Source organism: Planococcus sp. VCh962 (assembly GCF_057748275.1).
Map to the genome: position 1 here is coordinate 112,822 of NZ_JBYLHS010000007.1, position 24,293 is coordinate 137,114.

Here is a 24,293-nt window from a genome sequence, read left to right on the forward strand (position 1 = left end):
CATGAAAATATTGATTTTTATGCCTCTTTGATTATCAACAGCTGAAAATTCCCTATTCTTTGTAGTAAAAAAACCTGAAAGCACACCGCTTTCAGGTTTTTAGTTGGCGTTCGGCCATTTGTTCAGCTGTATAGATAATCATCATCGGATTTCCACCGACAAAGGCTCCGGCCGGTACGTCTTTATTGACCAGCGTGGCTGCTGAAACAATGGCACCGTCTCCTATTGTCACTCCAGGCAAAATAGTCGTATTCGCGCCGATCAGAACTTCGTCTCCTATTATGACTTCCCCTAACCGGTATTCATTAATCAAATATTCGTGGGCAAGTATGGTCGTATTATAACCGATGACTGAATTTTTTCCGACAGTAATTTTCTCCGGGAACATGACATCCGGCATGACCATTAAAGCAAAAGAAGAATGCTCGCCCACTTTCATATGCAAAAATGTTTTGTAGAGCCAATTTTTCATGGGCAAGAAAGGTGTATAACGGGCGGTTTGGATGATGATGAAATTTTTGACGACTTTCCAAAACGGCACCGTTTTATAGACATGCCAAAGCGAGTTTTGACCGGTAACAAAATGACGCTCTGTGTTTCTCATTGGACTTCTTCTTTCATTAACTGCAGTAAATCACTGATATGCTGCAGCATAAAGTCGGGATTAAAACCGGCTAAAAATTCTTCGCCTTTGACTGACCAAGCAACACCGGCTGTACGGACCCCAGCATTCTGTCCGCCTTCAATGTCATGTGAATTGTCGCCAATCATCAATGCTTCACCCGGTGACGCATTTAATTGTTCCAATGCCAGCAAAATCGGTTCTGGATCCGGCTTCGGTTCTTTTACTTCATCCAGGCTGATGATGACGTCAAAAACGTTTCCGACACCCATCAATTCCAGCCCATGCCTGATTGAAGCTCCTCTTTTAGTGGAAACAATCGCCATTTTCAAGCCGCGGTTTTTCAGCAGCCTTAAGGTTTCAGCAACGCCGTCATATTCAGTCACCAATTCATCATGCAAAGTTTTGTTGATGGCCCGGTATTGCTCAGTCAGTTCTGCTGCGTTATCCGGAGCAATTGCGTTAAACGTCTGTTCAAGTGAAGGCCCGATAAAATGGAGCACATCCTGTCTTTCGAAACGTCCGGGAAAATGCTCATCCAATACCGATTGAAATGTTTGGATGATCAGCTCATTAGTGTCGAGCAGCGTTCCGTCAAAGTCGAATAATAAGGTGTTGATTTCTTTGGTCATGAAGAAAGCACTTCCTTCCGGTTTTCTTCTGTCTTCCGCCATATGTAAGAAACAAAGATCGTTAGGACAAGTGCTGTAACAAGCCTAATGACAAACAATGGCCATATCGGAATACCGAGTGGAACGAAAATGAGTGTATCTTCTACAATGGCATGGCATGCCACCAAAAAGATAAATGCCAGTGTCGCATCTTTTTTGCTGACCCCATCTTCCTGGACTGCCTGAATCATAACGCCCGCTCCCATTGCTAGCCCGAAAACTAAGCCTGATGCCAATGTCAGCGAAGCATTTTTCTGAATACCCAATAACCGAGTCAACGGCCCCATAGAATTGGAGATGCGTTGTAAGTAGCCTTTATCTTTCAAAATCTGAATCATCAGCATCAGCGGAATGACGATCATCGCCAGCTGCAATACTCCGAAAGAAGCTTTTTCAAGTCCGAGCAGGAAAATGCCCATCCAGCTTTCCGGGGCAGCCGCAGCTGCCGGCGCGAAACCATATTGGGCAATTTCACCGCCGCCTTTCCAAACGAGGTTGATGACAATCCCCGATAAAGCGGCCAATCCAAACCGGACTACTAGAACCACCCACAGCTTAACCCCAACTTTTAACGCAACCCCGGTTTCGATAAAAATATTATGTGAAAAAGAAAGCATGACTGCCAGGATAAATACTTCCTTGACTGTGAGTTCCAGGGACAGGATCGCCCCGATGCCCGCGTATAAATTCAAGGCGTTTCCTAGGACCAGTGGAATGGCAGCATCTCCGCTAAGCCCGAAAAGTCCCATGATAGGAGCTACTAACTCTACAATAAACGGCAGAACCGGCGTGAATTGGAGCATTGTAAGCAATAACGTGATCGGGAAAATGATTTTCCCTAATGTCCAAGTCGTACGCAAACCTGCTTTCAATCCATTTTTCAACGTAGACATTCCATTCCTTCTTTCTATTTATCCAAGTAACGTGGAGGATTTTTTAGTTTTACACGACGGTAAATTACGAAAACGACTGCAATAATGATCGCGACTACAGATACCAACTGAGCAGCCCGCAGTTCTCCGATTACATACAAGCTGTCCGTCCGCATTCCTTCAATAAAGAAGCGGCCGACAGAATACCAGATTACGTAGAAAAAGAACATTTCACCGCGCACCAGATTCACCCGGCGCAGCAGCAGCAATATAATGATGCCGACAAAACTCCATAACGACTCATATAAAAACGTCGGATGATAATAAGCACCATCTATGTACATTTGATTGATGATCCAATCCGGAATGAATAGATTTTCCAGAAATGCACGGCTCACTTCCCCGCCATGTGCTTCCTGGTTGATAAAATTTCCCCATCGGCCAATGGCCTGGCCGATTAAAATGCTGGGGGCAAGAATATCTGCCACTTTCAGGAATGGCGTATTGCGGCGCTTTGTAAAAATATACGCCACGATCACTGAAGCGATAAGCGCTCCGTGAATTGCAATTCCGCCATTCCATATGGCAATGATTTCCCCGGGATTGTCTTTATAATGATCCCATTGGAAAATCACATAATAAATGCGGGCCCCGACAATAGCCAGCGGCACCGCCCAAATCAGCAGATCCGTCAGAAAATCGGGATGAAGCCCCCGTTTAACCATTTCACGCTGGCCAACCAAAAATGCGATGATGATGCCGACAGCAATAATGACACCATACCAGCGGACATCGATTGGCCCGAGCGAGAAAGCGATCGGATCAATTGCAGCTAAAATCGAATACATGCCATGCACCTTCCCATTCCCTTAATTTGTATCTTGAGCAATAACTTCATCCAGCCGTTTTGAAAATTCTTCTGCTGCGTTGACGCCCATACGCTTCAAGCGATAATTCATGGCAGCAACTTCAATAATAACGGCTAAGTTTCGCCCAGGGCGAACAGGAATCGTCAGCTTCGTTAAATCCGTATCAATGATCCGCATCTTCTCTTCTTCCAACCCGAGGCGGTCATATGTTTTATCCTGATCCCATAATTCCAGGTCAATGACCAAAGAAATGCGTTTGAAAGTCCGGACAGCACTTGCACCGAACAGCGTCATGATATCGATGATGCCAACCCCTCTGATTTCAAGCAAATGCTCTATCAGTTTCGGAGGATGGCCGACCAATGTATTTTCGCCTTCCTGATGGATTTCCACGCAGTCATCCGCAACGAGGCGATGCCCTTTTTTCACAAGTTCCAATGCAGTTTCACTTTTACCCACACCGCTTTTCCCTGTAATCAAAACACCGACTCCATATATATCCACCAATACGCCATGTACTGCAGTTGTAGGAGCTAGCTGGCTTTCCAAATAGTTTGTCAGCAAACTGGAGAAGCGGGTCGTCGGCATTTTAGTGCAGAATACCGGCACATGCCTTTGATTTGAAGCATCCACCAGCTCCGGTGGCACTTCCATATCATGAGCTACAATAATAGCCGGTGTATCATCGGTACAGAGCTTCAGCATCCGCTCCGTCCGTTCTCTTGCTTCCAATAACGCAAAAAATGACAACTCCGTCTTACCAAGCATTTGCACCCGATTCGCTGGGTAATGCGTAAAATATCCTGCCATTTCAAGCCCAGGCCGTGAAATATCACTGATAGGAATATGCCGGCCAAGACCATCTTCGCCACTGACCAATTTCAAATCAAAAGTATCCATTACTTGCCTTACTGTTACCTGTCCCATTTTTCCCCTCATTCCTTTTACAATCAAAATGCAAAGAGCTTTTTACGAAGTTCTTCCATCATTCTGACGGTTTGCTCCTATTTTAACACGGAAAGCTTTAATTTGAAGATTTTCCTGTCTCCTTTCTGCCAGCTTCCATCTATATGGACAGTAAAGGAGGAATTTGACAATGAAAATAATGATTGATGCAGGACATGGACCCCATACTCCCGGCAAGCGCTCTCCCGATGGACGCATCCGGGAATTCCATTTTAATGCGGCAGTGGCAGATGAAGTCAAGAAGCGTTTGATACTGGATGGCCATAGCGTTTTTTTCAGCCATCATCCGGATCAGGACGTGCCTCTCCATGAACGGACGGCGCTGGCCAACCGGTTAAAAGCAGAGTTATTCGTCTCCATCCATGCCAACGCTTTTGGCTCGGTCTTTAATGACACCCAAGGAATTGAAACGTTTACCTACACCAAATCAAGCCCGGACAGCATAAAATTCGCGGGTTCAATCCAGCAGGCCTTAATCTTGTCGACGCACCGGAAAAATCGGGGTGTTAAAAAAGCTGATTTTGCTGTACTCCGTGATACTAAAATGCCAGCTGTTTTGATTGAATGCGGCTTTATGACAAACCGCGAAGAAGCCGAATTATTAAAATTGGATGCCTACCGGAAACGCTGTGCCAGCGCTATCGCATTCGGCATCGGTTGCGCCTTTTAACATTCATTAGCCCCTTGAAAGCTGAATCTGCTTTCAAGGATTTTTTATTTTGTCCCGCTTTAACGGACAGCGGAGGAAAGAATCCACTGATTGAGTTTCTCTTTATCCCGCTTTAACGTCCACTAAGGCCTCGCTTTTCAAGCGGAACCTACTGGCCGTAAAAGCCCGATTGAGGCCGACAGGATGTCGGTCACATAGGCGTTGCCGCAGGACGCGGCGTTCTTAGCCTATGTTCCGCTTTTAATCAGCGGAGGAAAGAACCCCACTGATTGAGTTTCTCTTTATCCCATTGCCTCTAGTTCTGCTACACTTATTCCATAGCAAACATAATGAAGAGGTGGATTATGAACAAAACAATCGGCATTCTTGCACATGTTGATGCAGGAAAAACGACGTTTTCCGAGCAATTGCTGTTTCACACAAAAAGCATCCGGCAGCGTGGCCGTGTCGATCATCAAGATGCTTTTCTCGACAGCCATGAAATTGAAAAAAATAGAGGCATCACCATTTTCGCGGACCAAGCGATGTTCTCCTACAACGACTCTACTTATTTCTTAATTGATACACCGGGGCATGTTGATTTTTCGGCAGAAATGGAGCGTGCCGTTCAGGTTATGGATTTTGCTATCCTGATCGTCAGCGGTGTTGATGGTGTCGAAGGCCATACGGAAACGGTTTGGCAACTTTTGAAAAAACACCAGGTGCCAACTTTCTTCTTCATCAATAAAATCGACCGAGAAGGCGCCGATGCGCATCGGGTTTTAGCGGAGATCCGCAGCAGCCTTACACCGGATGTCTTTGATGTCACCACTTCTTTTCAGAATAGCGAGATGAACGATGAGCTGATCGAGTTTCTGGCTGAACGCAATGAAACGTTATTGGAATACTATTTGGATTCCGGGTACGTTCCCGAACTTTGGCTGCAAACCTTGAAAACAATGATTCAAAATCAGCAGTTGTTCGTTGCTGCTTGCGGTTCTGCTTTGAAAGACGCCGGGGTTATAGAGTTCTTCGATCAAATTGATCAACTGACGGACACTGCATATGCAGATGAAGGAGAATTTGCGGCTCAAGTGTATAAAATCCGTCATGAAGCGAACGGCAACCGCCTTACTTTTATGAAAGTGCTGAGCGGCTGTTTGCGCGTCCGGGACGAAATAGCATATGGAGATTCGGAAAATCGTCTTCAGGAAAAAGCGACTCAGCTTCGTGCCTACAACGGCCATAAATTTCTGTCGGTAGAGCAAGCGAGAGCCGGCGAACTGATTGCTGTAGCAGGGCTTTCAGAAACACGCATCGGAGACGGTTTGGGGAGATTGACCACACGGACATCTTTTGGCATGGTGCCGGCATTAAAATCAAAAGTATCAATAGATCCTGCCGCCAATATCAAGGAAGTCCTGAAAGCCTTTATGCTGCTTGATGCTGAAGATCCTTCGCTGCATGTGGTATGGGATGAGCATTTCCAGGAAATCCAGATCCATGTGATGGGCGTAATTCAACTCGAAATTCTTGAACAAATTGTCAAAGAGCGGTTCGGTTTTCAAGTTTCATTCGGAGACCCCGAAATTCTTTATAAGGAAACAATAGAACATACCGTTACAGGATACGGCCATTTCGAACCGCTGCGCCATTATGCAGAAGTCCATCTCCAAATCGAACCGGCACCTCGAGGCAGCGGCGTTACGTTGGCAAACACATGCCATGCCGATGCTTTATCTGTCGGCAACCAGAACTTGGTGCTGCACCATTTAAAAGAGCGTGATCACCACGGCCTGCTCACCGGTTCGGCATTGACCGATGTGAAAATCACCTTATTGACAGGCCGTGGCCATAACCAGCATACTTCCGGCGGTGATTTTCGCGAAGCCGCTTACCGGGCACTTCGCCAAGGGCTTGAAAAAGCCCGAAACCGCTTGCTGGAACCCGTCTACCATTTCAAAATCAAAGTGGAAATAGACCATATGGGAAAAGTGCTATCCGATGTCCAGCAAGCCCACGGAAGCTTTCATGCACCTGAAATGTCAGATGGCAGAGCGATTATCGAAGGAACAGTACCGGTTGCCACTTTTATGAAATACAGTACCGAATTCGCTTCCTTTACCCATGGAAAAGGGTCGCTCACGCTATTGCCCGGTGGTTATGATTTTTGCCATAATGAAGAAGAAATCATCGAAAAACGGGGCTACAATAAAGATGCAGACCCGGAATACACATCAACATCCATCTTTTGCGCCAAAGGGCAAGGCTATAAAGTACCTTGGGAGGAAGCAGAAGCCGCTATGCATTGCCTTTAAAATCCATTGGAAATGAGGAATCCGCATGTATGAGCCAAAGACGAAAGAAACAGATTCAGATGTTATCCAATTTATCGAAGAGACGGTGGAAAATCCAAAGAAAAAACAAGATGCGTACCGGTTGCTTGAGATTTTTGAAGAAACCAGCGGATACCCGCCGAAAATGTGGGGGCCGAGCATCATTGGATTTGGTTCCTATCATTATGTATACGCCTCCGGCCATTCAGGCGATGCTCCGCTTGCCGGCTTTTCTCCCCGAAAAGCAAAAATCAGTTTGTATGTTGCAACCGGTGATCCGGATTGTGACCAGCTGCTTGCTAAGTTGGGCAAGCATACAAGTGGAAAATCTTGCGTTTACATCAACAAACTTGAAGATATTGATACCGAAGTATTGAAAGAATTAATTACCCATTCCATTGTTTTTACTCAAAAACTATATGCAGAATACAATTAAAAAAGCCAGAAAAGCGGTTAGCTGCTTTTCTGGCTTTTGCTATTCTTGCAATAAAGATTTGCAAACACCCTTTACCCCTACCATTCCTAAAATCGTCAAGAAACTTTTTTGGATGCCCAAATGGCCATTTTGAGGATTGTGCCATTCTTCCAATGTATGAGCTCCGCCAAAGTCGCCCCCGAGCCCAATTGTTATCGAAGGAATACCGAGGCTCATTGGATAATTTGAATCCGTACTGCTCGGCTCTCCAAGCCTTGGCTGGCCACCGATCGATTTAACTGCGGCACAGGCAATTTGGACAATTGGTGCTTCTGGCGATTGGCTGGCCGGTGCCCGGTTGCCGAAACGGACAACTTCCACTTTTAAGCGGTCATCGCCCCAGCGGCGGTTTTCGTCTTCAGCCGCTTTTTGGACAATTTCCAAAAAGCGCTCATCCAATTTTCTGAGCTCTTCTTCATCATTGGAGCGCAAATCGACAGCCATGCTCGCTTCTTGGGCAATGGCGTTAACCGAAGTGCCGCCTGATACCTCTCCAACTGAAAACGTTGTTTTCGGCTGGGAAGGTGTTTTCAGCTCCGCAATTGCCGCAATTGCTCGGCCAAGGGCATGCGTCGCACTCGGAGTCCCGAAAGCACCAAAGCTATGGCCGCCCGGCCCTTTATATGTAATGGCATAGCGAAAACTGCCAGTCGCAAGATAAGTGATGTGGTTATAGCCTTCCCCATCCATTGATACGAATGCATCAATGTCTGAACGCGCATCAAAAAACGCTTTGACTCCGCGCAAATCTCCGGCTCCTTCTTCGCCGACAGTTCCACCGAATATGATGTCTCCGCTGGTTTTTACTTTCGCTTCGTTAATCGCCCGCACGACTGCGAGCAATTCTGCCAGCCCCCGTGTATCGTCTCCAATACCCGGCGCGTATAATATGCCGTCTTTCTGATACACTGTTGTATCTGTGCCTTCTGGAAATACGGTATCCAAATGGGCTGAAACAAAGATTCTCGGTCCACCGCCAGTTCCTCTGCGTATGCCGAAAACATTGCCTTCTGCATCCATTTGGACTTCTTCAAGCCCAAGCTCCTGCAACCGGCGCTTAAAGTCTTCAGCCCGCTGCTGTTCTTTAAACGGCGGTGCGGGAATTTCCGTTAAAGCAATCTGATCTGCAATGGTCTGGACATGGTCATTTTCAATAAACAATAGGCCCTTTTTTACTGCTTCATATTCTTTCAATTGATTAAATGCTTCTGCCATCCGAGCTGGAATTGCCGCGTCTGCCACCTGTCATCCCCCTTGTCCTTTTCAGCCTTCGTCTGTTGTTGCTCTCGCTGTTCTGCTTAAACAGTACCGCATATTCCATCAGAGCTCAAGAAATGAAAAGAAGCCGGCATAGAACATGCCGGCTTCTTGCTATAAGTTATTCAACTGTCAAGTAACGCACCAGTACGGAACCGGTTTTGGTTTCGCCATATACCAAAAGCGGCGCTGCAACAGCTTCTCCGCTTTCTTTTGAAAAACGGATGGACTTTTGCATAAATTGCCCTTGTTCATGGGTATGTTCAACATCTGAAAGCAATACATCCATCTTGCCAAGGTTGGAAGATACTTCCCCTCTCAATGGCAAGTGGGATGGGATATAAATCTCTACGTTTCCTGCTAGTGTTTTCGCTTCCACTTTGCGGGCTTCTTTGCATCTTGACGTCACTACGACATTGCCGTTCAACGATTTCGCTTCTGTAGTCTGGATGTCACCGTCAATATAAATACGGCCGTTCAAAGTTTCAGTTTCCATCACTTTTCCTTGTACATCCTGTACTTGGATTGGGCCATTTGCTGTTTCTAATTCAGCATCATCAAATTCGACGTTTTTCAATTCGATTTTGCCGTTTGCGGTTTTTACTTTGATTAACGCTGAATCGATACGCTTCATTGAGAAGCCCCCATTAAATAAACGGGCAGCAATATGGGTATACTTTTTGGCTGGTACATACAGCACCACATTTACTTGCGTGGTTTTCATATCACTGATGATGCGGAGTTTCTGATCATCGGCAATAAAAACAAATTTATCAAGAAAATCTTCTTTTGCCTGCTCTTCTGATTCAGACCGGTACGCTTTCACGCTGCACTCGGCACGGATGGTTTCATCTTGTGACGGGAAAATCTCCAGCTGCCCATTGGCGATATCTGTAATGATGTTGCTGATGTCCATATTTTCCTGTCTAAAGGTATGGCTGAACTGTACCGCTTCCCCGAATGGAGAATCGAATTCCATCGTCTTCAATTTTCCAACCGAGCTTTGCATAAATTGCATCATGCGGTCGCTCAACTGATTAAAGTCCTTGGAAAGGTTTTTTGAGAAGTCCTTCGAAAAATCACGCGAAAAATCTTTTGAGAACTTTTTCACCATGTCTTCCGGACGGAACAATCCCCGTCTGCCGCGCTTTTCCCGATAATCATTGCGGCCGTAATCACGCGATGACTGTTCCCGCTCTCCGCCGCCGTCTATTGCTCTCAATAGCTCCACTGCTTCTCTTGCCGTAATGGTGCCATTTTCCACCATGTCCAATATGCGTTCTTTTTCACTTTGCATGTATTGCGGCCTCCTCTTCGTCGGTTTAATGAAAAGCGGAAGCTAGACAAAAACCGAACTTGATAGTCTATTAATTGATACGTTTTGAATCAAAAAAAGTTTCACTTCGCTACTTTTTTCTTGCGTGTAGCTTTTTTGACCATGGTTTCCATACGGGCACGATCACGTTCTAAAATCGGTCCCAGGTATTTTCCGGTATAAGACTCCTCGACGGCTGCTATGTCTTCCGGTGTTCCAGTTGCAATAATTGTGCCGCCTTTGTCTCCGCCTTCCGGTCCAAGATCGATGATGTAATCCGCGGTTTTTATGACATCGAGATTATGCTCGATTGTCAAAACCGTATCGCCATTATCAACCAAGCGCTGCAGCACAAGAAGCAAGCGTGAAATGTCATCCGCATGGAGCCCTGTCGTCGGCTCATCCAATATATAGAAAGATTTGCCATTGGAACGTTTATGAAGTTCCGAAGCAAGTTTAACCCGTTGCGCTTCCCCACCCGATAAAGTGGTTGCCGGCTGTCCTAACGTCACATAGCCTAAACCGACATCGACAATCGTCTTTAATTTACGGTGGATTTTCGGATGATTCTCAAAGAATTGCGAAGCTGCTTCCACCGTCATTTCCAATACATCTGCTATGCTCTTGTTTTTGTACTTCACTTCCAGCGTTTCCCGGTTGTACCGTTTGCCGTGGCAGACTTCGCATGGAACGTAAACATCCGGCAGGAAGTGCATTTCTATTTTTATAATACCATCTCCACGGCATGCTTCACAGCGTCCGCCCTTGACGTTGAAACTGAAACGCCCTTTTTTATAGCCCCGCACTTTCGCTTCATTCGTTGAAGCGTAGACATCGCGGATATCATCGAATACCCCGGTATAAGTGGCAGGATTGGACCGTGGCGTACGGCCAATCGGCGATTGGTCAATATCAATCACTTTTTCCAGTTCGTCGATGCCCTCTAAAGACTCATGCTTGCCCGGTTTTGTTCGAGCCCGGTTCAATCTGCTCGCCAGTGATTTGTACAAGATTTCGTTGACCAATGTACTTTTTCCGGATCCCGATACACCCGTGACGGCAACAAACATGCCAAGCGGAATATCGACATCCACTTTTTTCAGATTGTTTTCATTTGCTCCGCGGATAGAAATTGCGCGGCCATCAGACTCTCGGCGCTCTAAAGGCAATGGAATAAATTTCGATCCATTCAAATATTGGCCGGTCAATGATTTCTTATTCTTCATCACTTTTTCAGGTGTGCCTGCGGCGATGATTTCGCCTCCATGTACACCTGCCCCTGGTCCGATATCAATCAAATAATCAGCCGCGAGCATGGTATCTTCATCGTGTTCTACAACGATTAATGTATTGCCGAGATCCCGCATTTCTTTTAAAGCGCCGATCAAGCGGTCGTTGTCTCTTTGGTGCAGTCCGATTGACGGCTCGTCCAGGATATACAGCACGCCTGTCAGCCGGGAACCAATTTGCGTTGCAAGCCGGATGCGCTGTGCTTCTCCGCCAGATAAAGTGCCCGATGCCCGGTTTAAAGTCAAATAATCGAGGCCGACATTAATCAGGAAGCTGACCCGTTCACGGATTTCACGGACAATCGCACTGGCAATCTGTGCGTCTTTTTCCGATAAAACAAGGTTCGCAAAAAATTCATCCGCTTCCACAATTGAAAACTCGGAAACCGCCCCAATATGCAGATCGTTCACTTTTACTGCGAGCGTTTCCGGTTTTAAACGAAACCCTTGGCAGGCTGGGCAAGGCTGCTCACCCATGTATTTTTCCATTTGCTCCCGGGTCCAATCTGAAGAAGTTTCCCGGAAGCGGCGATCTACATTGGTTACGACGCCTTCGAAATGAATATGGTTATCCCGGATTTGTCCGTAGTCATTTTCATAACGGAAACGGATTTTGTCATTGCCGGAACCGTAAAGTAAAATCTGGACATGCTCTTCGGGCAGCTCACTGACCGGAGCCGTCATATCAATTTTATAATGTTTGCAGACAGCCTTGAGCATTTGAGGGTAATATTGCGAGCTTGTCGGCTTCCATGGAGCTATTGCATCATTTTCCAGCGATAGACTCCAATCGGGGATGACCAATTCCGGATCCACTTCCAGTTTATGGCCAATTCCATCGCATTCCGCACAAGCGCCGAACGGTGAGTTGAATGAAAACATGCGCGGTTCCAGTTCGCCGATGGAAAAGCCGCAAATCGGACAAGCATGGTGTTCACTGAACAGCAATTCTTCCTGTTCCATGACATCCACCAGAACCCGGCCATCCGCAATTCTCAACGCTGATTCCAAGGAATCGCTGAGCCGCGGGGCAATGCCTTCTTTCATGATGATCCGGTCGATGACCACTTCAATGGAATGTTTCTTGTTTTTATCCAGGTCGATATTATCATCAAGATCAATCAAATCGCCATTGACACGAACACGGACATAGCCTTGTTTTTTGATGTCCTCCAACAATTTCGCATGCGTTCCTTTTCTGCCCGCTACCACCGGGGCTAAAATCTGCATTTTTGTCCGTTCAGGATACTCCAGCAAACGGTCCACCATTTGCTCAATCGTCTGAGAGGAAATTTCAATGCCGTGATTCGGACAGACTGGTTTGCCGATCCGGGCATACATGAGCCTCATGTAATCATAGATTTCCGTGACCGTTGCTACAGTGGAACGCGGGTTTTTGCTTGTCGTCTTTTGGTCGATTGATATCGCCGGCGACAACCCTTCAATCAAGTCGACATCCGGTTTATCCATTTGCCCGAGAAATTGGCGGGCATAAGAAGACAGCGATTCGACGTACCTGCGCTGGCCTTCTGCATAAATCGTATCAAATGCCAAAGAAGACTTGCCCGAACCGGAAAGGCCTGTCATGACCACCAGCTGATCCCGTGGTATAACGACGTCTATATTTTTTAAATTATGCGCACGCGCACCTTGTATACGTATTTCCTGATTTTTCAAGTTTTATCACCCTTCCGCTTTCAATTCGAGCACAGTGTCCCGAAGTTCGGCTGCCCGTTCGAAATCGAGCGCTTTTGCCGCTTCTTTCATTTCTTTCTCCAGCAGTGTAATCAGTTTCATGCGGTCTTCTTTTTTGAGTTTCTTCCCTGCTGCCGCTTTTGAAACATATTCTTCCGTCTCTTCCGCTGCTGTAGTAGCCCGGATGACGTCCCGGATTTTCTTTTGTATGGTAATCGGTGTAATGCCGTGTTTTTCATTGTAAGCAGCCTGTATGGTGCGCCGGCGAGTCGTTTCATCGATGGCTTTTCGCATTGAATCGGTCATTTTATCGGCGTACATAATTACATGGCCATTGGCATTCCGCGCTGCGCGCCCCATTGTCTGAATAAGCGAACGCTCTGAGCGCAGGAAGCCTTCTTTGTCTGCATCAAGAATGGTCACCAAGGAGACTTCCGGAATATCGAGCCCTTCCCGGAGCAGGTTAATGCCGACCAGGACGTCATACACACCCATCCGCAATTCCCGGATGATCTCAATCCGCTCTAATGTCTTAATCTCTGAATGCAGGTAATTGACTTTTATGCCTGCTTCTTTTAAATATGCGGTCAAATCTTCGGACATTTTTTTCGTCAATGTCGTTACAAGCACCCGTTCATTGCGCTCGGTGCGCTGACGGATCTCATCCATCAAGTCATCAATCTGCCCTTCTATCGGGCGAACTTCAATTGTCGGGTCCAACAGTCCGGTTGGCCGGATAATTTGTTCCACCATTTCCGGTGTATGTTCAAGCTCATATGGCCCTGGCGTCGCTGACACAAAAACGGCCTGGTGGATATGCTTCTCGAATTCATCAAATGTCAGCGGCCGGTTGTCCATAGCAGAAGGCAAACGGAATCCGTGATCCACCAACACTTTTTTGCGTGCCTGGTCACCATTGAACATACCACGGACCTGTGGCAGGGTTACATGGCTTTCATCCACTACCAGAAGGAAATCATCCGGGAAATAATCAATGAGCGTATAAGGCTGGGCACCTGGCGGCCGCAGCGTCAAATGGCGGGAGTAGTTCTCGATGCCCGAACAAAAGCCCATTTCACGCATCATTTCCAAATCATAACGCGTGCGCTGTTCGAGGCGCTGAGCTTCTAACAGTTTATCTTCTGCCCGCATTTCCTTTAATCGCTCTTCAAGTTCCGCTTCAATGTTTTCAATGGCTTTGACCATTTTTTCTTCCCGCGTAACAAAGTGAGATGCAGGGAAAATGGCAACATGTTCCCGTTCGCCGATAATTTCGCCCGTTAAAGCATCCACTTCACGGATCCGGTCAATCTCATCTCCGAAAAATTCAACGCGCAAGCAGCGTTCATCGCGGGATGCCGGAAAGATTTCCACTACATCTCCCCGCACCCGGAAAGTTCCGCGGATAAAATTGATATCGTTCCGCTCATATTGGACATCGACCAATTTTCGCAAAAGCTGGTTGCGCTCGATTTCCATCCCTTTTCTAAGAGATACCACAAGCTCCCGGTATTCCTTCGGTGAACCAAGTCCGTAAATGCACGATACGGAAGCAATGACAATGACATCATCCCGTTCAAACAGCGAACTTGTCGCTGAGTGCCGCAATTTGTCGATTTCATCGTTGATGCTGGCATCTTTTTCTATATAAGTATCTGATTGCGGCACATAAGCTTCCGGCTGATAATAATCATAATAGCTGACGAAGTATTCAACCGCATTATCCGGAAAGAATTCCTTGAATTCGCTGTAAAGTTGTCCAGCTAAAGTTTTGTTATGGGCCATGACCAATGTGGGTTTTTTTACTTGCTGAATCACATTTGACATGGTGTACGTTTTCCCCGTACCTGTTGCTCCAAGTAAGGTTTGGCAACGCTTGCCGTTTATGATTCCCTGAGTCAGCTCAGCAATCGCTTGAGGCTGATCGCCTGCAGGTTCATAAGGCGCCTGGAGTTTGAATTCCTGTTTCATAATCGATGTCCTCCTGTTTGTTTCACTCTCTCTATTTTATCATATGCCCTAAAAATCCCCTAACAAAAAGCGAACGTATGTTTTTTAGCTTGTCTATTTTGAGGCAAAATAAAAAAACCGCTCATTGAGAGCGGTTTTTCGTTATTCTTCATCGCATTTTAAAGCCTGCAATTGGGCTGAATATTTGGCAAATGATTCACGGTCGTTAGTGTCCAGGGCTTGGTCGATAAGCGTCATTAGCTGCTCTTCTTGCTGCGAGCGGTGAACATGCTTTAAAAATAAATCCAAATAGATATCATTAAGCAGTTTTTCCGCTTCTGTAATTTTCTTTGTTTGAGCCATCGCTTTCATGAAGTCAGCATAAGAATAATAGTTTTCCATTCTTCATCACCCCGAATGCTTTTCATTAGTATACATTAAAAGCATATCAATAATCAATCGTTTTTTGAAAATTCCAATGAAATAGAAAATATTTTATTTTTAGATTAAAGCCATTGCTAATCTTCCATTTATTGTTACAATATTGAGGTATAGTAAATTTAGGGTGTATAAGTAAATGGGCAAAATGAATCATCACTCTTCCTCATATACGGTATGCAGCAACACCTATGCACTTTTGCCGTATGTAGAGGGACATCGGACGTGGACGCGTGTAATTGAAGATCGAAGTGAATTCATTGTGGAAGAATCGGTTTATAAAATCGTGAGCTCTTCTTGTACTTTTTACAGAGGATCAATAGAAAGCGCTACCCTTTATTCTCAAAAAGCAGTTCGCGTCAAACATAAACCGCCCATCATCATTGGTGAGTATTATGGCAATCCACTCCTATTCTTCCCTACGCATTCTCCGAAAAACAAAGAATCGGTTTGGTTTAATTTTGATGCTGTGGAGTTGGTGGAAAGCGATGACACTGGAAAAGGCAGCATTGTTTATTTAAGCAATGGCGTGACGGTCCCGCTTGATGTGTCCCCTGTGGCTCTAAGAAACCAGCATTCTTTTGCCGGTTCTTTGCGCAGGTTTTTTAAAAATGCTCAGCAAGTCCATCAGCATCAAATGGTATATTTGACTAAACGCAGATATCCCCCTAGAAGACAACATCCTCTTGATTGAGTTTTCCAATTGAAATGGCAAAGAGGCAGGCAGAAACTGCTGCTTTTAAGGTATCAAGCTCATATATGTATAGCTCTGCCTCTTTGCACTTTCCCCCTGCATCCGGACCTCAATTAAAAAGCGAGTTAAATTTCCTGATAAGACATCGCCAAATAAACGCGCAGCAATTCTTCCACCCGGTTGCGCAGGCGCACATTCAAATAGCGCCGGTGGTCCTCATAGCCTCCATGATAAAATACATATTCGGTAAAAGTATCGTCTCCAGTGCCTTTAATCATTTTCATATGGTGCTTGCGCATATGAATCTTCGTTTCTTGCAGCTCTTTATGAACCTGCTTGATGGCACCATCCACTAATTCAATATACGGCCTCTTCAGTTTAAAAGCCCCTTTTTCGAATAAAGCGCGGTCACGTTCCAAAATGATCAATACCATCGGCAAATAGATAGCTTTTTCAAAATGGACAATTTCCTCTTGTGAGATTAACGGCATTTTTACACCTCCTCAAAAAGGGAACGTTTGTTCTCTTTTCAATTTTACTCTGAATTGATTAAATTGCAAGACGTGAACGAAAAAAAATCTGTGCCATTGCTGGCACAGATTTTTTATATTCCGATGTGGCAAAACTATTTAATGGAACGGTAAACCCATAGCGAACCGACAAAGAAAATTGATGACACCCACATAAAGGCTTCATGAGAAAACCAGACAGCTGTCGATATGCCCATAAACGATAGAATCGTGAAAATTCCTGCGAACATCCGGCTTTGCAGATCCCGCTGATGTTCCCGTTGCCGCCCATCCCGGTTTTCCAAGTAATGGCGCATCCGTTCCGGCTCTTCGAGATAATTGATGATTTTTTGCGGCAAAACACGGAGTGGCCCTGTGGCATTGATTGCCCAGCGCAGCACGTCTTCTTTGCCGATAATTCTTTTGCCTTCTTTTTGAGATGCCGCCCATTCCAATATGCGCGGCCGGGCGAGCGCCAATAAATCAATAGCGGGGTCCAGCACATGGAGGACGCCTACAAAGATTGATGTAGCCCGGCCGAAAAATGCAAATTCGGCAGGCAGCTGTACAGGCTGCGTCCGGACAATGTCTTGTATATCGCGGAGCAATCGCTCTACCACAAAACTGTCCATCTGCATCAATTCATTAGACTGATACGCCGCAACCAGCCGCGCAATGGTGTCCGCTAAAAGATCCCGATCCGCATGCGGCAGGAGGAAACGCAATTCTTCGAGTGCATCCAGCACTTGGTCGTAATTTTGGAAAACGATGCCTTCAGCTATCCGCAACACTGCTTGTGCATCTGATTTGGAAATAGTTCCTGTCATACCGAAATCAATCAGCACAATGGTACCGTCCGGTTTTAACAAAATATTGCCGCCATGCGGATCGGCATGGAATTGGCCGCCATTAAGGACCTGTTCCAAAAACAAAATGAATAACCGTTCTGCGATGGCATGGCGGTCAAGATGATGTTTCTCAATAAAAGCGAGGTCGGTGATGCGCGCGCCTTCAATCCACTCCATTACCAGTACGCGGCGCGTTGAAAGATCGTCAAAATAAACCGGAAAACGAATGCCTTCCATCTCTTTAAAACGGTCGGCAAACGAACGGCCGCTTTGAAGTTCCTGCAAAAAGTTCAGCTCTGCTCCGATTGTTTCGGTCATTTCCCGGTACAATTGCCGGAAGTCGATTTGTTTGGACAGCGGCGTGAACGTTTTCATCATCCAGACAACAATTCGCATCGCTTGAAAATCTGCACGCAGAATACGGTCTGTACCCGGCCGTTGGACTTTTACAGCCACTTCCGTTCCGTCTTTTAGCACGCCTTTGTAAACTTCCCCGATGGAGGCTGATGCCACGGCAGTATCCGATAAATCGGTTAAAAAACTGGAGTATGGGGAGTTCCAGTCTTTTTCAAGAACCGAAACGATTTTTTTGCGCTCTACCGAAGGTACCCGGTCTGTCAAACCTTCAAGTTCCTGAAGAAAGGTAGGGGGCATAATATCCGCCCGTGTCGATAAAAACTGCCCCAGTTTAATCATAAGCCCGCCAAGCTTCAAGGCAAGAATCTTATAGTTTTTCGCTTGCTTCGTAACAAGCTTTTCCCACTTCTCCTCAACAAGCGGATTCCAATTCCCGCGGTGACGGCGCTGGAAAAGCATCGCTTGCGTGTAAAATTTAATGGCCATATAAACAATCCGATAAATGCGGATTAAAGCGATACGGTTCATAAAAAAAGACCCCTCTCTGCGCTTAATTATAGAGTCTGATGGCGGAATAGTCCAAAAAGTGGTATGTTTTTAACGGATGGAACGATTAAAAGGGGGATGGAAATGGACACAATTCATTATGAACAGCATGGAAATTTGGCCTTTATCACATTGAACCGGCCGGATTCCATGAATGCCTTCAACTACGATATGCTGGCTGAACTGGGCCAAGTGGTCGAAGCGATCCGGATTAACCCGGATATCCGGGTAGTCATCTTTACAGGCGCTGGAGAAAAGGCATTTAGTGTCGGAGCGGACTTGAAAGAGCGCAAGACATTGACTGAACAGCATGTGAAACGCAATATCTTTAAAATCGGGGAAGTTTTTACTACAATTGAAAACTTGCCGCAGCCGACCATCGCCATGATTAATGGTTTTGCCTTCGGCGGTGGAATGGAGTTGGCACTTGCTTGTGATTTCCGTATCATCGCGGACGATACACTGCTCGGTTTGACTGAAACCAGCCTTGCTATTATTCCAGGAGCCGGAGGCACACAACGGCTGCCGCGTTTGATCGGCGAGTCAAAAGCGATGGAACTGATTTTGACGGCACGCCGATTAAAACCGGCTGAAGCGCTGGACTACGGCCTCGTCACCAAAGTAGCGCCGCGCAACGAGCTGGTCGACGTCACCGCCCAGTTTGCTGATATGATGCTGGCTAACGGCCCAATTGCCTTGCAGCAAGCGAAATTTGCCATTAAAAATGGCATGAACGCCGATTTACAGACCGGCCTGAACATCGAACGAAAAGCTTACGAGCTGACCATTCCGACAGAGGACCGGGTTGAGGCATTGATGGCATTCAGCGAAAAACGAAAACCCATGTTTAAAGGAAAATAATCTCGGATTAAAAAAGCCGTGCAGCTGCACGGCTTTTTTTGATTGGCTTTGTTTCCCACCAAGAGATCATTTCGATTTTTTCAAACCACTCCAAGAAAGAAGCAGCAATTCTTTACAGCGCTCTTTCTTTTTCTATCCACCAGAAATTTTCTGATCATTGAAGCTCTTATGCAAAAAAACTTTTTACGAATTAAAAGGCTTTAATTATGTTTATAATACCTTTACGGAATAGCAGGATATATTGACTAAGCAAAAAACATTTTCGCATCCGAAAAAAAATTAATAGTTCGTTTGTATGTATAAATGGTAAAGCAAATGGGTATTTCTATATTAATCATCGCTAAAAGACAAAAAAGAATTAAGGCTATGCTGGTTTCAAAATCGCAGGAGGTGAAAGATGGCAATGGCAAAGTCAGACACTCCTTTAAAAACCCCTATTTGGACCTTGGGCATTTTGAATATTCTTGATGGAATCCTTACTTTTTTCGGCATCAAGTTTGGTTATATAACAGAAGGCAACCCTTTATTAAGCTCTTTTTCTCCTTTCTTCATTTTAACAATCAAGATTCTATTATCCCTTTGCCTTTTCAGTTTGCTTTTTACGCCATTCGTCTCAAATCGCTCCCGCCACTGGCTCTACCTGCTAATTTCCGCTAATGTTTTATACTCCCTGGTTTTATTTCTTCATGCAGGCTGGGTTGCCTTTGTTGTCGTAGCCTATAACTTCATGTTTATCGTTCAGATGAATAGCGTCCTATAAAAGCAGAACGCCCAACAGAAGTTGGGCGTTAGCTTGTAGAAAAAAGAATATACGTTCAATCAAGTGAATAACGATCAAAAACAAGGTTCCTCCCTCGGTTCCTGCGCTTCAACCGGACGCTTTCCGCGGGCTCGCGCCGAACTAACTCGGGACTCTCGCCCGAGTGGATTTCGGCACTTCGTCGCTACGCTGCCCCGCAGGAAGCGAATGGTGCAAAAGTAATTTTGCACGATTCGTTTGCGACGAAGCTAGCGCAGCGATGCAGGAGCACATCTTTGCCTTTCGCCGGTTTCCGCTGCGGAACTTGGCGTGAAGTGAACAGCGGATGCCGCTTTTCCTCACTAATCGGAAAAGCGGCATTCTGAAGGTATTCCTTGAAGCGACGCGACACCCCCAACCGGTCTGGCCACGAGACTCCTGTGGGACCAGCTCGAGCTGAAGACCCTGGAGCGAACGCAGGGAGTGAAGCGGCTGAGGCCGTATCCACGGAAAGCGAAGTGGCCGGACCGGTTGGGGTTTAGACCTTCTTATTCATTTTAAGTACACTTTGTCTACAGTCTACGCCCAACAAAAGTTGGGCGTTCTTGAGATTTTAATTCTTATAAGTACTTCTCCATCCAACCGGTAATCTGTTCGAGGCGCGCAAAGCGCAGATTCGGTTTTCCCGTACGCGACAAGTTGTGGTCGGCTTCTGGGAAACGCACGAACTCGGTTTCTTTGCCCATGCTCTTCAATGTCACGTAAAGCTGTTCGGATTGCTCGATCGGGCAACGGTAATCGTTTTCCGAATGTAAAATCAGTAAAGGCGTTTTCACATTTCCCGCGTATTTCAACGGCGAATGCTGCCAAAGCTTATTGACATCGGTCATATCAGCGCCCAGTTGCCAGTCGCTAAAATAATAGCCGATGTCTGATACTCCGAAAAACGACACCCAGTTGGAAATTGAACGCTGTGTGGCAGCCGCTTTGAAACGATCCGTATGCCCGACAATCCAATTCGTCATAAAGCCGCCATAACTGCCGCCCGTAACGCCAAGTCGCTCTGCATCAATCCAGCTATGCTCTTCAATCATACCTTCAAGCGACTTGATGATGTCCTGGTAATCGGATCCGCCGTAGTCCCCGCGCACCGCATCGACAAATTCCTGGCTATAGCCATGGCTGCCGCGAGGGTTGACGTACAACACACCGAAACCGCGTGCAGCAAGCAATTGCATCTCATGGAAAAACGTATTGGCATACATGGCATGCGGCCCTCCATGGATATTGACCACAAGCGGGTATTTCTCCCCTTCTTCAAAGCCGCGCGGTTTCATGAGCCAGCCATGTACATCCCAGCCCTTATCTCCTTTTGCAATGATTGAAGCAGGCTCGATCAATTCAGTTTCTTCTATATAACCCTTATTGAACTCCGTCAATGCTTGGCGTTCACCTGTGGCAATGGTCAATTTATACAACTCTCCCGGACTCACCGGAGTGCTGATTGCCGCTATAGCGAATACACCGTCTTTTGAAATGTCGTAGCCATAAACATGCTCCATCTCCGGAGATGCAGGGTAAACGGCGCCGTCAAGCGACGCAAAGTATAGACGCACATCTCCCATGGCGGAAACTTGAAAATACAAATGATCATCTTTTGTCCACACCACTGCCGGAGCATTTGCCCCTTGCTGGAAATCTGCCACGACGTAATCACCTACAGGAGCATCCAGGCCTTCTGTCAAGCAGGAAAGAGATTCTTGTGCGACATCGTAGATATAAATGTTCGAATGTGTCGCATTTTCAAATTGGCGCGTGCTTCCCATAAAAGCAATTTTCGAATCATCATGGGAAAAAGCAGCACCACCAAAATAGCCTTCTTCTTCCACTATAGGAGTTTCGTTTTTTGTTTCAATTTCGTACAGATAAAGCGGCTGGCGAAAAATGAAATCCAGATTTTCTTCACGCGTTACACCGTAAACCAGTTTATCCCCGTAGTGTGAAATTGCTTCCAGTCCATAATGATAACTGCCTTCTGTAATTTGTTCGACCTCGTTCGAATCAATATCAATTACACCGATATGGCGATGAAAGTCCATCGGCAATAATCCTGTGCCATCCATTTTATACTTCAGCTTCGTTACAAAGACCGGTTCCGGCTTTTTCTTTTCATCTTTCTCTTCTTTGTCTGCAAAAGTCTTCCCTTCTTTAACAAGCGCATTAAACCAGATTTTTTTGCCGCATGGTGCCCACAGGAAAGCATCGACTCCCTTTTCAAAATCGGTCATTGCCCGCGCTTCCCCGCCCGTTGACGGCATTACGTACAGTTGATTTTTGTCGTCGCGTGTAGATAAAAATGCTACATAATTGCCATCGGCTGACCACGCTGGAGCAGAAACCCGCTCTTTGCCATATGTCCATTGCGTCACCGTCCCACTTTCCAAATGAAGATGATATAGATGGGCAATGTATGTATTTTCTTCTTCATCCATATGAGTCCGGATAAATAATGCTCTCGTGCCATCCGGTGAGATATGAGGATCGGTCACCGATACTAATTTTGTTAAGTCTTTTATTTCTACTGCTTTTTTGCCCAATGAAAGTCCTCCTAGTGAAATTTATTTCGAAACTCGCAATACTTGTTTCTTTAGTATAAGGATAAATATCAGTTTTTTCAATCAAATAAAAAAGCTTCAGCATTTGTCGCTGAAGCCATTCTATCATTTATTTAACGCCTGTTCTTTCAAAGAGCGGCGAAGAATTTTGCCGGTTGTGTTTTTCGGCAAATCTTCCAAAATTTCAAAATGCCTTGGCACTTTGTATTTGGCCAAATGTTTCAGGCAATACGCTTTCAGATCTTCGATCGTCACTGAAGCATCTTTTAACACCACATAAGCATGCACTGCTTCCCCAAAGTTCGGGTCAGGCAAACCAACGACGGCAGCTTCCAGGACTCCTGGATGTGCAAACAGCACTTCCTCGACTTCACGCGGGTACACATTATAGCCGCCAACAATAATCATGTCTTTCTTGCGGTCTACGATATAGAAATATCCTTCTTCATCAATTCGGGCCAAGTCTCCTGTGTAGAGCCAGCCATCACGAAGAGCAGCATTGGTTTCTTCCGGCATTTTGTAATAGCCTTTCATCACGTTCGGACCGCGGACAATCAATTCACCGACTTCGCCAACAGCTACTTCTTCCCCGAGTTCATTGACGACTTTATTCTCAACATTGAGAATGGACGTCCCGATCGAGCCTGCTTTGCGCTCACGGTCAATTGGATTAAAGCAAGTGACCGGTGAAGCTTCGGATAAACCATACCCTTCTGAAACACGGACTGCAAACTTTTCTTCAAAACTGTGAAGCAGAGCAACCGGCATTGCAGAGCCTCCTGAAATGGCTAAGCGCACCGATTCAAAATCAGCTGTTTGAGCTTCCGGGAACTGATGCATGAAATTGAACATCGTCGGCACACCTGCAAAAATCGTTGCCTTTTGTGATTTAATTGCCTCAAAAACTTCCTTCGGATTGAAGCGCGGCACCAAAATAATGGCAGCACCTTGCAAGAGAGGAGCGTTTACTACGACTGTTAAAGCAAAAACATGGAACACCGGCAATGTGGCAACCACTCGGTCATCAGGCGTCATACCCAGATAGGCACCTACGTCACGAGCATTTGAATAAAGATTTTCATGTGTCAGCATGGCACCTTTCGGTTTTCCAGTCGTGCCGGATGTATATAATATGACTGCATTGTCATCCGCCTGCACATCGGCAGGTTGATTAAACGAACCCGGTTGGCGGATAAGTTCTGAAAATGCATGTACTTTGGCTTTTACATCTGCCGGCAATTCAGCTAATTTGGCTGCTGTTTCCGGAACAGTCTCACAGATGACAAAAGAAGAAACCGCCGGCAATGCCAGATGAGCTTTCTCTATGAGCGGCAAGAGCGCATCAAGTGCAATGACCGCTTTTGCATCACTGTCTTTCAATATGTAAGCGATTTCATCAGGTGCATAAATTGGGTTAATCGGAACAGCTGTTGCTCCTAACCGCATCGTGGCATACAACGAAATCAGGAAATGTGGTGTATTGCCTAATAGAAATGCGACATGGTCCCCTTTTTCGATGCCCAGTGATTTCATTGCTTCTGCAAATTTAGCAACTGATTGATCAAACTCCTCATACGATGTATCTTTCCCCATAAAATGATAAGCGGTTTTGCTTGGATGATGCTGTGAAATTTCATGAACACGTTTCCCCAAATTCATTTTCCATCCCTCTTTCGTGTTGAATGAATACTCATTCATAATTTACTTTGTATTCATTATA

At 45.8% G+C, this 24,293-nt stretch carries 21 protein-coding genes; 7 read left to right on the forward strand and 14 right to left on the reverse strand.

The window, feature by feature from the left end:
- Positions 1–91 precede the first annotated feature (91 nt).
- The 5 genes from AC3AQ9_RS16525 to hprK are packed head-to-tail and all read right to left on the reverse strand — an operon-like array spanning position 92 to position 3,961.
- A complete protein-coding gene (locus AC3AQ9_RS16525; RefSeq protein ID WP_488308588.1) occupies positions 92–604 on the reverse strand; it encodes an acyltransferase in 513 nt (170 codons plus the stop codon).
- Entirely contained in the window at positions 601–1,254 is a 654-nt protein-coding gene (ppaX, locus tag AC3AQ9_RS16530) for a pyrophosphatase PpaX (RefSeq protein ID WP_488308589.1), read from the reverse strand. The genes AC3AQ9_RS16525 and ppaX overlap by 4 nt, the downstream gene beginning before the upstream one ends.
- A complete protein-coding gene (locus AC3AQ9_RS16535) occupies positions 1,251–2,186 on the reverse strand; it encodes a nucleoside recognition domain-containing protein (protein WP_488308590.1) in 936 nt (311 codons plus the stop codon). Before AC3AQ9_RS16535 ends, ppaX begins: the two co-directional genes overlap by 4 nt.
- A gap of 14 nt (positions 2,187–2,200) precedes the next feature.
- A complete protein-coding gene (gene lgt, locus AC3AQ9_RS16540; RefSeq protein ID WP_488308591.1) occupies positions 2,201–3,013 on the reverse strand; it encodes a prolipoprotein diacylglyceryl transferase in 813 nt (270 codons plus the stop codon).
- A gap of 21 nt (positions 3,014–3,034) precedes the next feature.
- A complete protein-coding gene (hprK, locus tag AC3AQ9_RS16545) occupies positions 3,035–3,961 on the reverse strand; it encodes an HPr(Ser) kinase/phosphatase (protein ID WP_488308592.1) in 927 nt (308 codons plus the stop codon).
- Between the two features lie 169 nt (positions 3,962–4,130).
- Here hprK and AC3AQ9_RS16550 point away from each other — a divergent pair, with 169 nt between their 5' ends.
- The 3 genes from AC3AQ9_RS16550 (at position 4,131) to AC3AQ9_RS16560 (ending at position 7,421) form a co-directional block, all read left to right on the forward strand.
- A complete protein-coding gene (locus AC3AQ9_RS16550; RefSeq protein WP_488308593.1) occupies positions 4,131–4,670 on the forward strand; it encodes an N-acetylmuramoyl-L-alanine amidase in 540 nt (179 codons plus the stop codon).
- 344 nt (positions 4,671–5,014) lie between these two features.
- The gene (locus AC3AQ9_RS16555; RefSeq protein ID WP_488308594.1) at positions 5,015–6,967 is read left to right on the forward strand and encodes a GTP-binding protein; all 1,953 of its coding nucleotides are present in this window, start codon (positions 5,015–5,017) and stop codon (positions 6,965–6,967) included.
- 25 nt (positions 6,968–6,992) lie between these two features.
- On the forward strand, positions 6,993–7,421 hold the full coding sequence (locus AC3AQ9_RS16560; RefSeq protein ID WP_488308595.1) for a DUF1801 domain-containing protein: 429 nt from the start codon (positions 6,993–6,995) through the stop codon (positions 7,419–7,421).
- A gap of 39 nt (positions 7,422–7,460) precedes the next feature.
- On the opposite strand, the gene AC3AQ9_RS16565 is transcribed toward AC3AQ9_RS16560, so the two are convergent.
- The 5 genes from AC3AQ9_RS16565 to AC3AQ9_RS16585 all read right to left on the reverse strand — a co-directional run bounded on the left by AC3AQ9_RS16565 (position 7,461) and on the right by AC3AQ9_RS16585 (position 15,368).
- Complete coding sequence (locus AC3AQ9_RS16565; RefSeq protein ID WP_488308596.1) at positions 7,461–8,702, reverse strand: M20/M25/M40 family metallo-hydrolase; 1,242 nt, start codon at positions 8,700–8,702, stop codon at positions 7,461–7,463.
- A gap of 136 nt (positions 8,703–8,838) precedes the next feature.
- Complete coding sequence (locus tag AC3AQ9_RS16570; protein WP_488308597.1) at positions 8,839–10,014, reverse strand: DUF4097 family beta strand repeat-containing protein; 1,176 nt, start codon at positions 10,012–10,014, stop codon at positions 8,839–8,841.
- Between the two features lie 101 nt (positions 10,015–10,115).
- Positions 10,116–12,998 carry an excinuclease ABC subunit UvrA gene (uvrA, locus tag AC3AQ9_RS16575; protein WP_488308598.1) on the reverse strand — a complete coding sequence of 961 codons (2,883 nt, stop codon included), beginning with the start codon at positions 12,996–12,998 and terminating at the stop codon, positions 10,116–10,118.
- 6 nt (positions 12,999–13,004) lie between these two features.
- The gene (gene uvrB, locus AC3AQ9_RS16580; protein ID WP_488308599.1) at positions 13,005–14,987 is read right to left on the reverse strand and encodes an excinuclease ABC subunit UvrB; all 1,983 of its coding nucleotides are present in this window, start codon (positions 14,985–14,987) and stop codon (positions 13,005–13,007) included.
- Between the two features lie 141 nt (positions 14,988–15,128).
- A complete protein-coding gene (locus tag AC3AQ9_RS16585) occupies positions 15,129–15,368 on the reverse strand; it encodes an IDEAL domain-containing protein (protein WP_488308600.1) in 240 nt (79 codons plus the stop codon).
- Between the two features lie 175 nt (positions 15,369–15,543).
- Between AC3AQ9_RS16585 and AC3AQ9_RS16590 the strand changes: the two genes are divergently transcribed.
- Complete coding sequence (locus AC3AQ9_RS16590) at positions 15,544–16,098, forward strand: competence protein ComK (RefSeq protein WP_488308601.1); 555 nt, start codon at positions 15,544–15,546, stop codon at positions 16,096–16,098.
- 125 nt (positions 16,099–16,223) lie between these two features.
- Here the strand turns inward: AC3AQ9_RS16590 and AC3AQ9_RS16595 are convergent, their stop codons facing one another.
- Both AC3AQ9_RS16595 and AC3AQ9_RS16600 read right to left on the reverse strand, forming a co-directional pair.
- Positions 16,224–16,589, reverse strand: a complete 366-nt coding sequence (locus AC3AQ9_RS16595; protein WP_488308602.1) for a YhjD family protein — start codon at positions 16,587–16,589, stop codon at positions 16,224–16,226.
- Positions 16,590–16,723: 134 nt separating this feature from the next.
- Positions 16,724–18,340, reverse strand: a complete 1,617-nt coding sequence (locus AC3AQ9_RS16600; protein ID WP_488308603.1) for an ABC1 kinase family protein — start codon at positions 18,338–18,340, stop codon at positions 16,724–16,726.
- A 102-nt stretch (positions 18,341–18,442) separates the two neighbouring features.
- Between AC3AQ9_RS16600 and AC3AQ9_RS16605 the strand changes: the two genes are divergently transcribed.
- From AC3AQ9_RS16605 to AC3AQ9_RS16615, 3 genes are all read left to right on the forward strand, one after another.
- Complete coding sequence (locus tag AC3AQ9_RS16605; RefSeq protein ID WP_488308604.1) at positions 18,443–19,219, forward strand: enoyl-CoA hydratase-related protein; 777 nt, start codon at positions 18,443–18,445, stop codon at positions 19,217–19,219.
- Between the two features lie 397 nt (positions 19,220–19,616).
- The gene (locus AC3AQ9_RS16610) at positions 19,617–19,979 is read left to right on the forward strand and encodes a DUF5658 family protein (protein WP_488308605.1); all 363 of its coding nucleotides are present in this window, start codon (positions 19,617–19,619) and stop codon (positions 19,977–19,979) included.
- 374 nt (positions 19,980–20,353) lie between these two features.
- On the forward strand, positions 20,354–20,500 hold the full coding sequence (locus AC3AQ9_RS16615; RefSeq protein ID WP_488308606.1) for a hypothetical protein: 147 nt from the start codon (positions 20,354–20,356) through the stop codon (positions 20,498–20,500).
- 78 nt (positions 20,501–20,578) lie between these two features.
- Here AC3AQ9_RS16615 and AC3AQ9_RS16620 read toward each other — a convergent pair whose 3' ends face one another.
- A complete protein-coding gene (locus AC3AQ9_RS16620; protein ID WP_488308607.1) occupies positions 20,579–22,555 on the reverse strand; it encodes a S9 family peptidase in 1,977 nt (658 codons plus the stop codon).
- 123 nt (positions 22,556–22,678) lie between these two features.
- Positions 22,679–24,232: a fatty acid--CoA ligase family protein gene (locus AC3AQ9_RS16625; RefSeq protein ID WP_488308608.1), complete on the reverse strand. Its 1,554-nt coding sequence runs from the start codon at positions 24,230–24,232 to the stop codon at positions 22,679–22,681.
- Between the last annotated feature and the right edge of the window lie 61 nt (positions 24,233–24,293).

What these genes read in the sequence shown, in the direction of transcription:
- AC3AQ9_RS16525 (WP_488308588.1), bottom strand. Translation starts at nt 604, where the DNA reads ATGAGAAACACAGAGCGTCATTTTGTTACCGGTCAAAACTCGCTTTGG.
- ppaX (WP_488308589.1), bottom strand. Translation starts at nt 1,254, where the DNA reads ATGACCAAAGAAATCAACACCTTATTATTCGACTTTGACGGAACGCTG.
- AC3AQ9_RS16535 (WP_488308590.1), bottom strand. Translation starts at nt 2,186, where the DNA reads ATGTCTACGTTGAAAAATGGATTGAAAGCAGGTTTGCGTACGACTTGG.
- lgt (WP_488308591.1), bottom strand. Translation starts at nt 3,013, where the DNA reads ATGTATTCGATTTTAGCTGCAATTGATCCGATCGCTTTCTCGCTCGGG.
- hprK (WP_488308592.1), bottom strand. Translation starts at nt 3,961, where the DNA reads ATGGGACAGGTAACAGTAAGGCAAGTAATGGATACTTTTGATTTGAAA.
- AC3AQ9_RS16550 (WP_488308593.1), top strand. Translation starts at nt 4,131, where the DNA reads ATGAAAATAATGATTGATGCAGGACATGGACCCCATACTCCCGGCAAG.
- AC3AQ9_RS16555 (WP_488308594.1), top strand. Translation starts at nt 5,015, where the DNA reads ATGAACAAAACAATCGGCATTCTTGCACATGTTGATGCAGGAAAAACG.
- AC3AQ9_RS16560 (WP_488308595.1), top strand. Translation starts at nt 6,993, where the DNA reads ATGTATGAGCCAAAGACGAAAGAAACAGATTCAGATGTTATCCAATTT.
- AC3AQ9_RS16570 (WP_488308597.1), bottom strand. Translation starts at nt 10,014, where the DNA reads ATGCAAAGTGAAAAAGAACGCATATTGGACATGGTGGAAAATGGCACC.
- uvrB (WP_488308599.1), bottom strand. Translation starts at nt 14,987, where the DNA reads ATGAAACAGGAATTCAAACTCCAGGCGCCTTATGAACCTGCAGGCGAT.
- AC3AQ9_RS16585 (WP_488308600.1), bottom strand. Translation starts at nt 15,368, where the DNA reads ATGGAAAACTATTATTCTTATGCTGACTTCATGAAAGCGATGGCTCAA.
- AC3AQ9_RS16590 (WP_488308601.1), top strand. Translation starts at nt 15,544, where the DNA reads ATGGGCAAAATGAATCATCACTCTTCCTCATATACGGTATGCAGCAAC.
- AC3AQ9_RS16595 (WP_488308602.1), bottom strand. Translation starts at nt 16,589, where the DNA reads ATGCCGTTAATCTCACAAGAGGAAATTGTCCATTTTGAAAAAGCTATC.
- AC3AQ9_RS16600 (WP_488308603.1), bottom strand. Translation starts at nt 18,340, where the DNA reads ATGAACCGTATCGCTTTAATCCGCATTTATCGGATTGTTTATATGGCC.
- AC3AQ9_RS16605 (WP_488308604.1), top strand. Translation starts at nt 18,443, where the DNA reads ATGGACACAATTCATTATGAACAGCATGGAAATTTGGCCTTTATCACA.
- AC3AQ9_RS16610 (WP_488308605.1), top strand. Translation starts at nt 19,617, where the DNA reads ATGGCAATGGCAAAGTCAGACACTCCTTTAAAAACCCCTATTTGGACC.
- AC3AQ9_RS16625 (WP_488308608.1), bottom strand. Translation starts at nt 24,232, where the DNA reads ATGAATTTGGGGAAACGTGTTCATGAAATTTCACAGCATCATCCAAGC.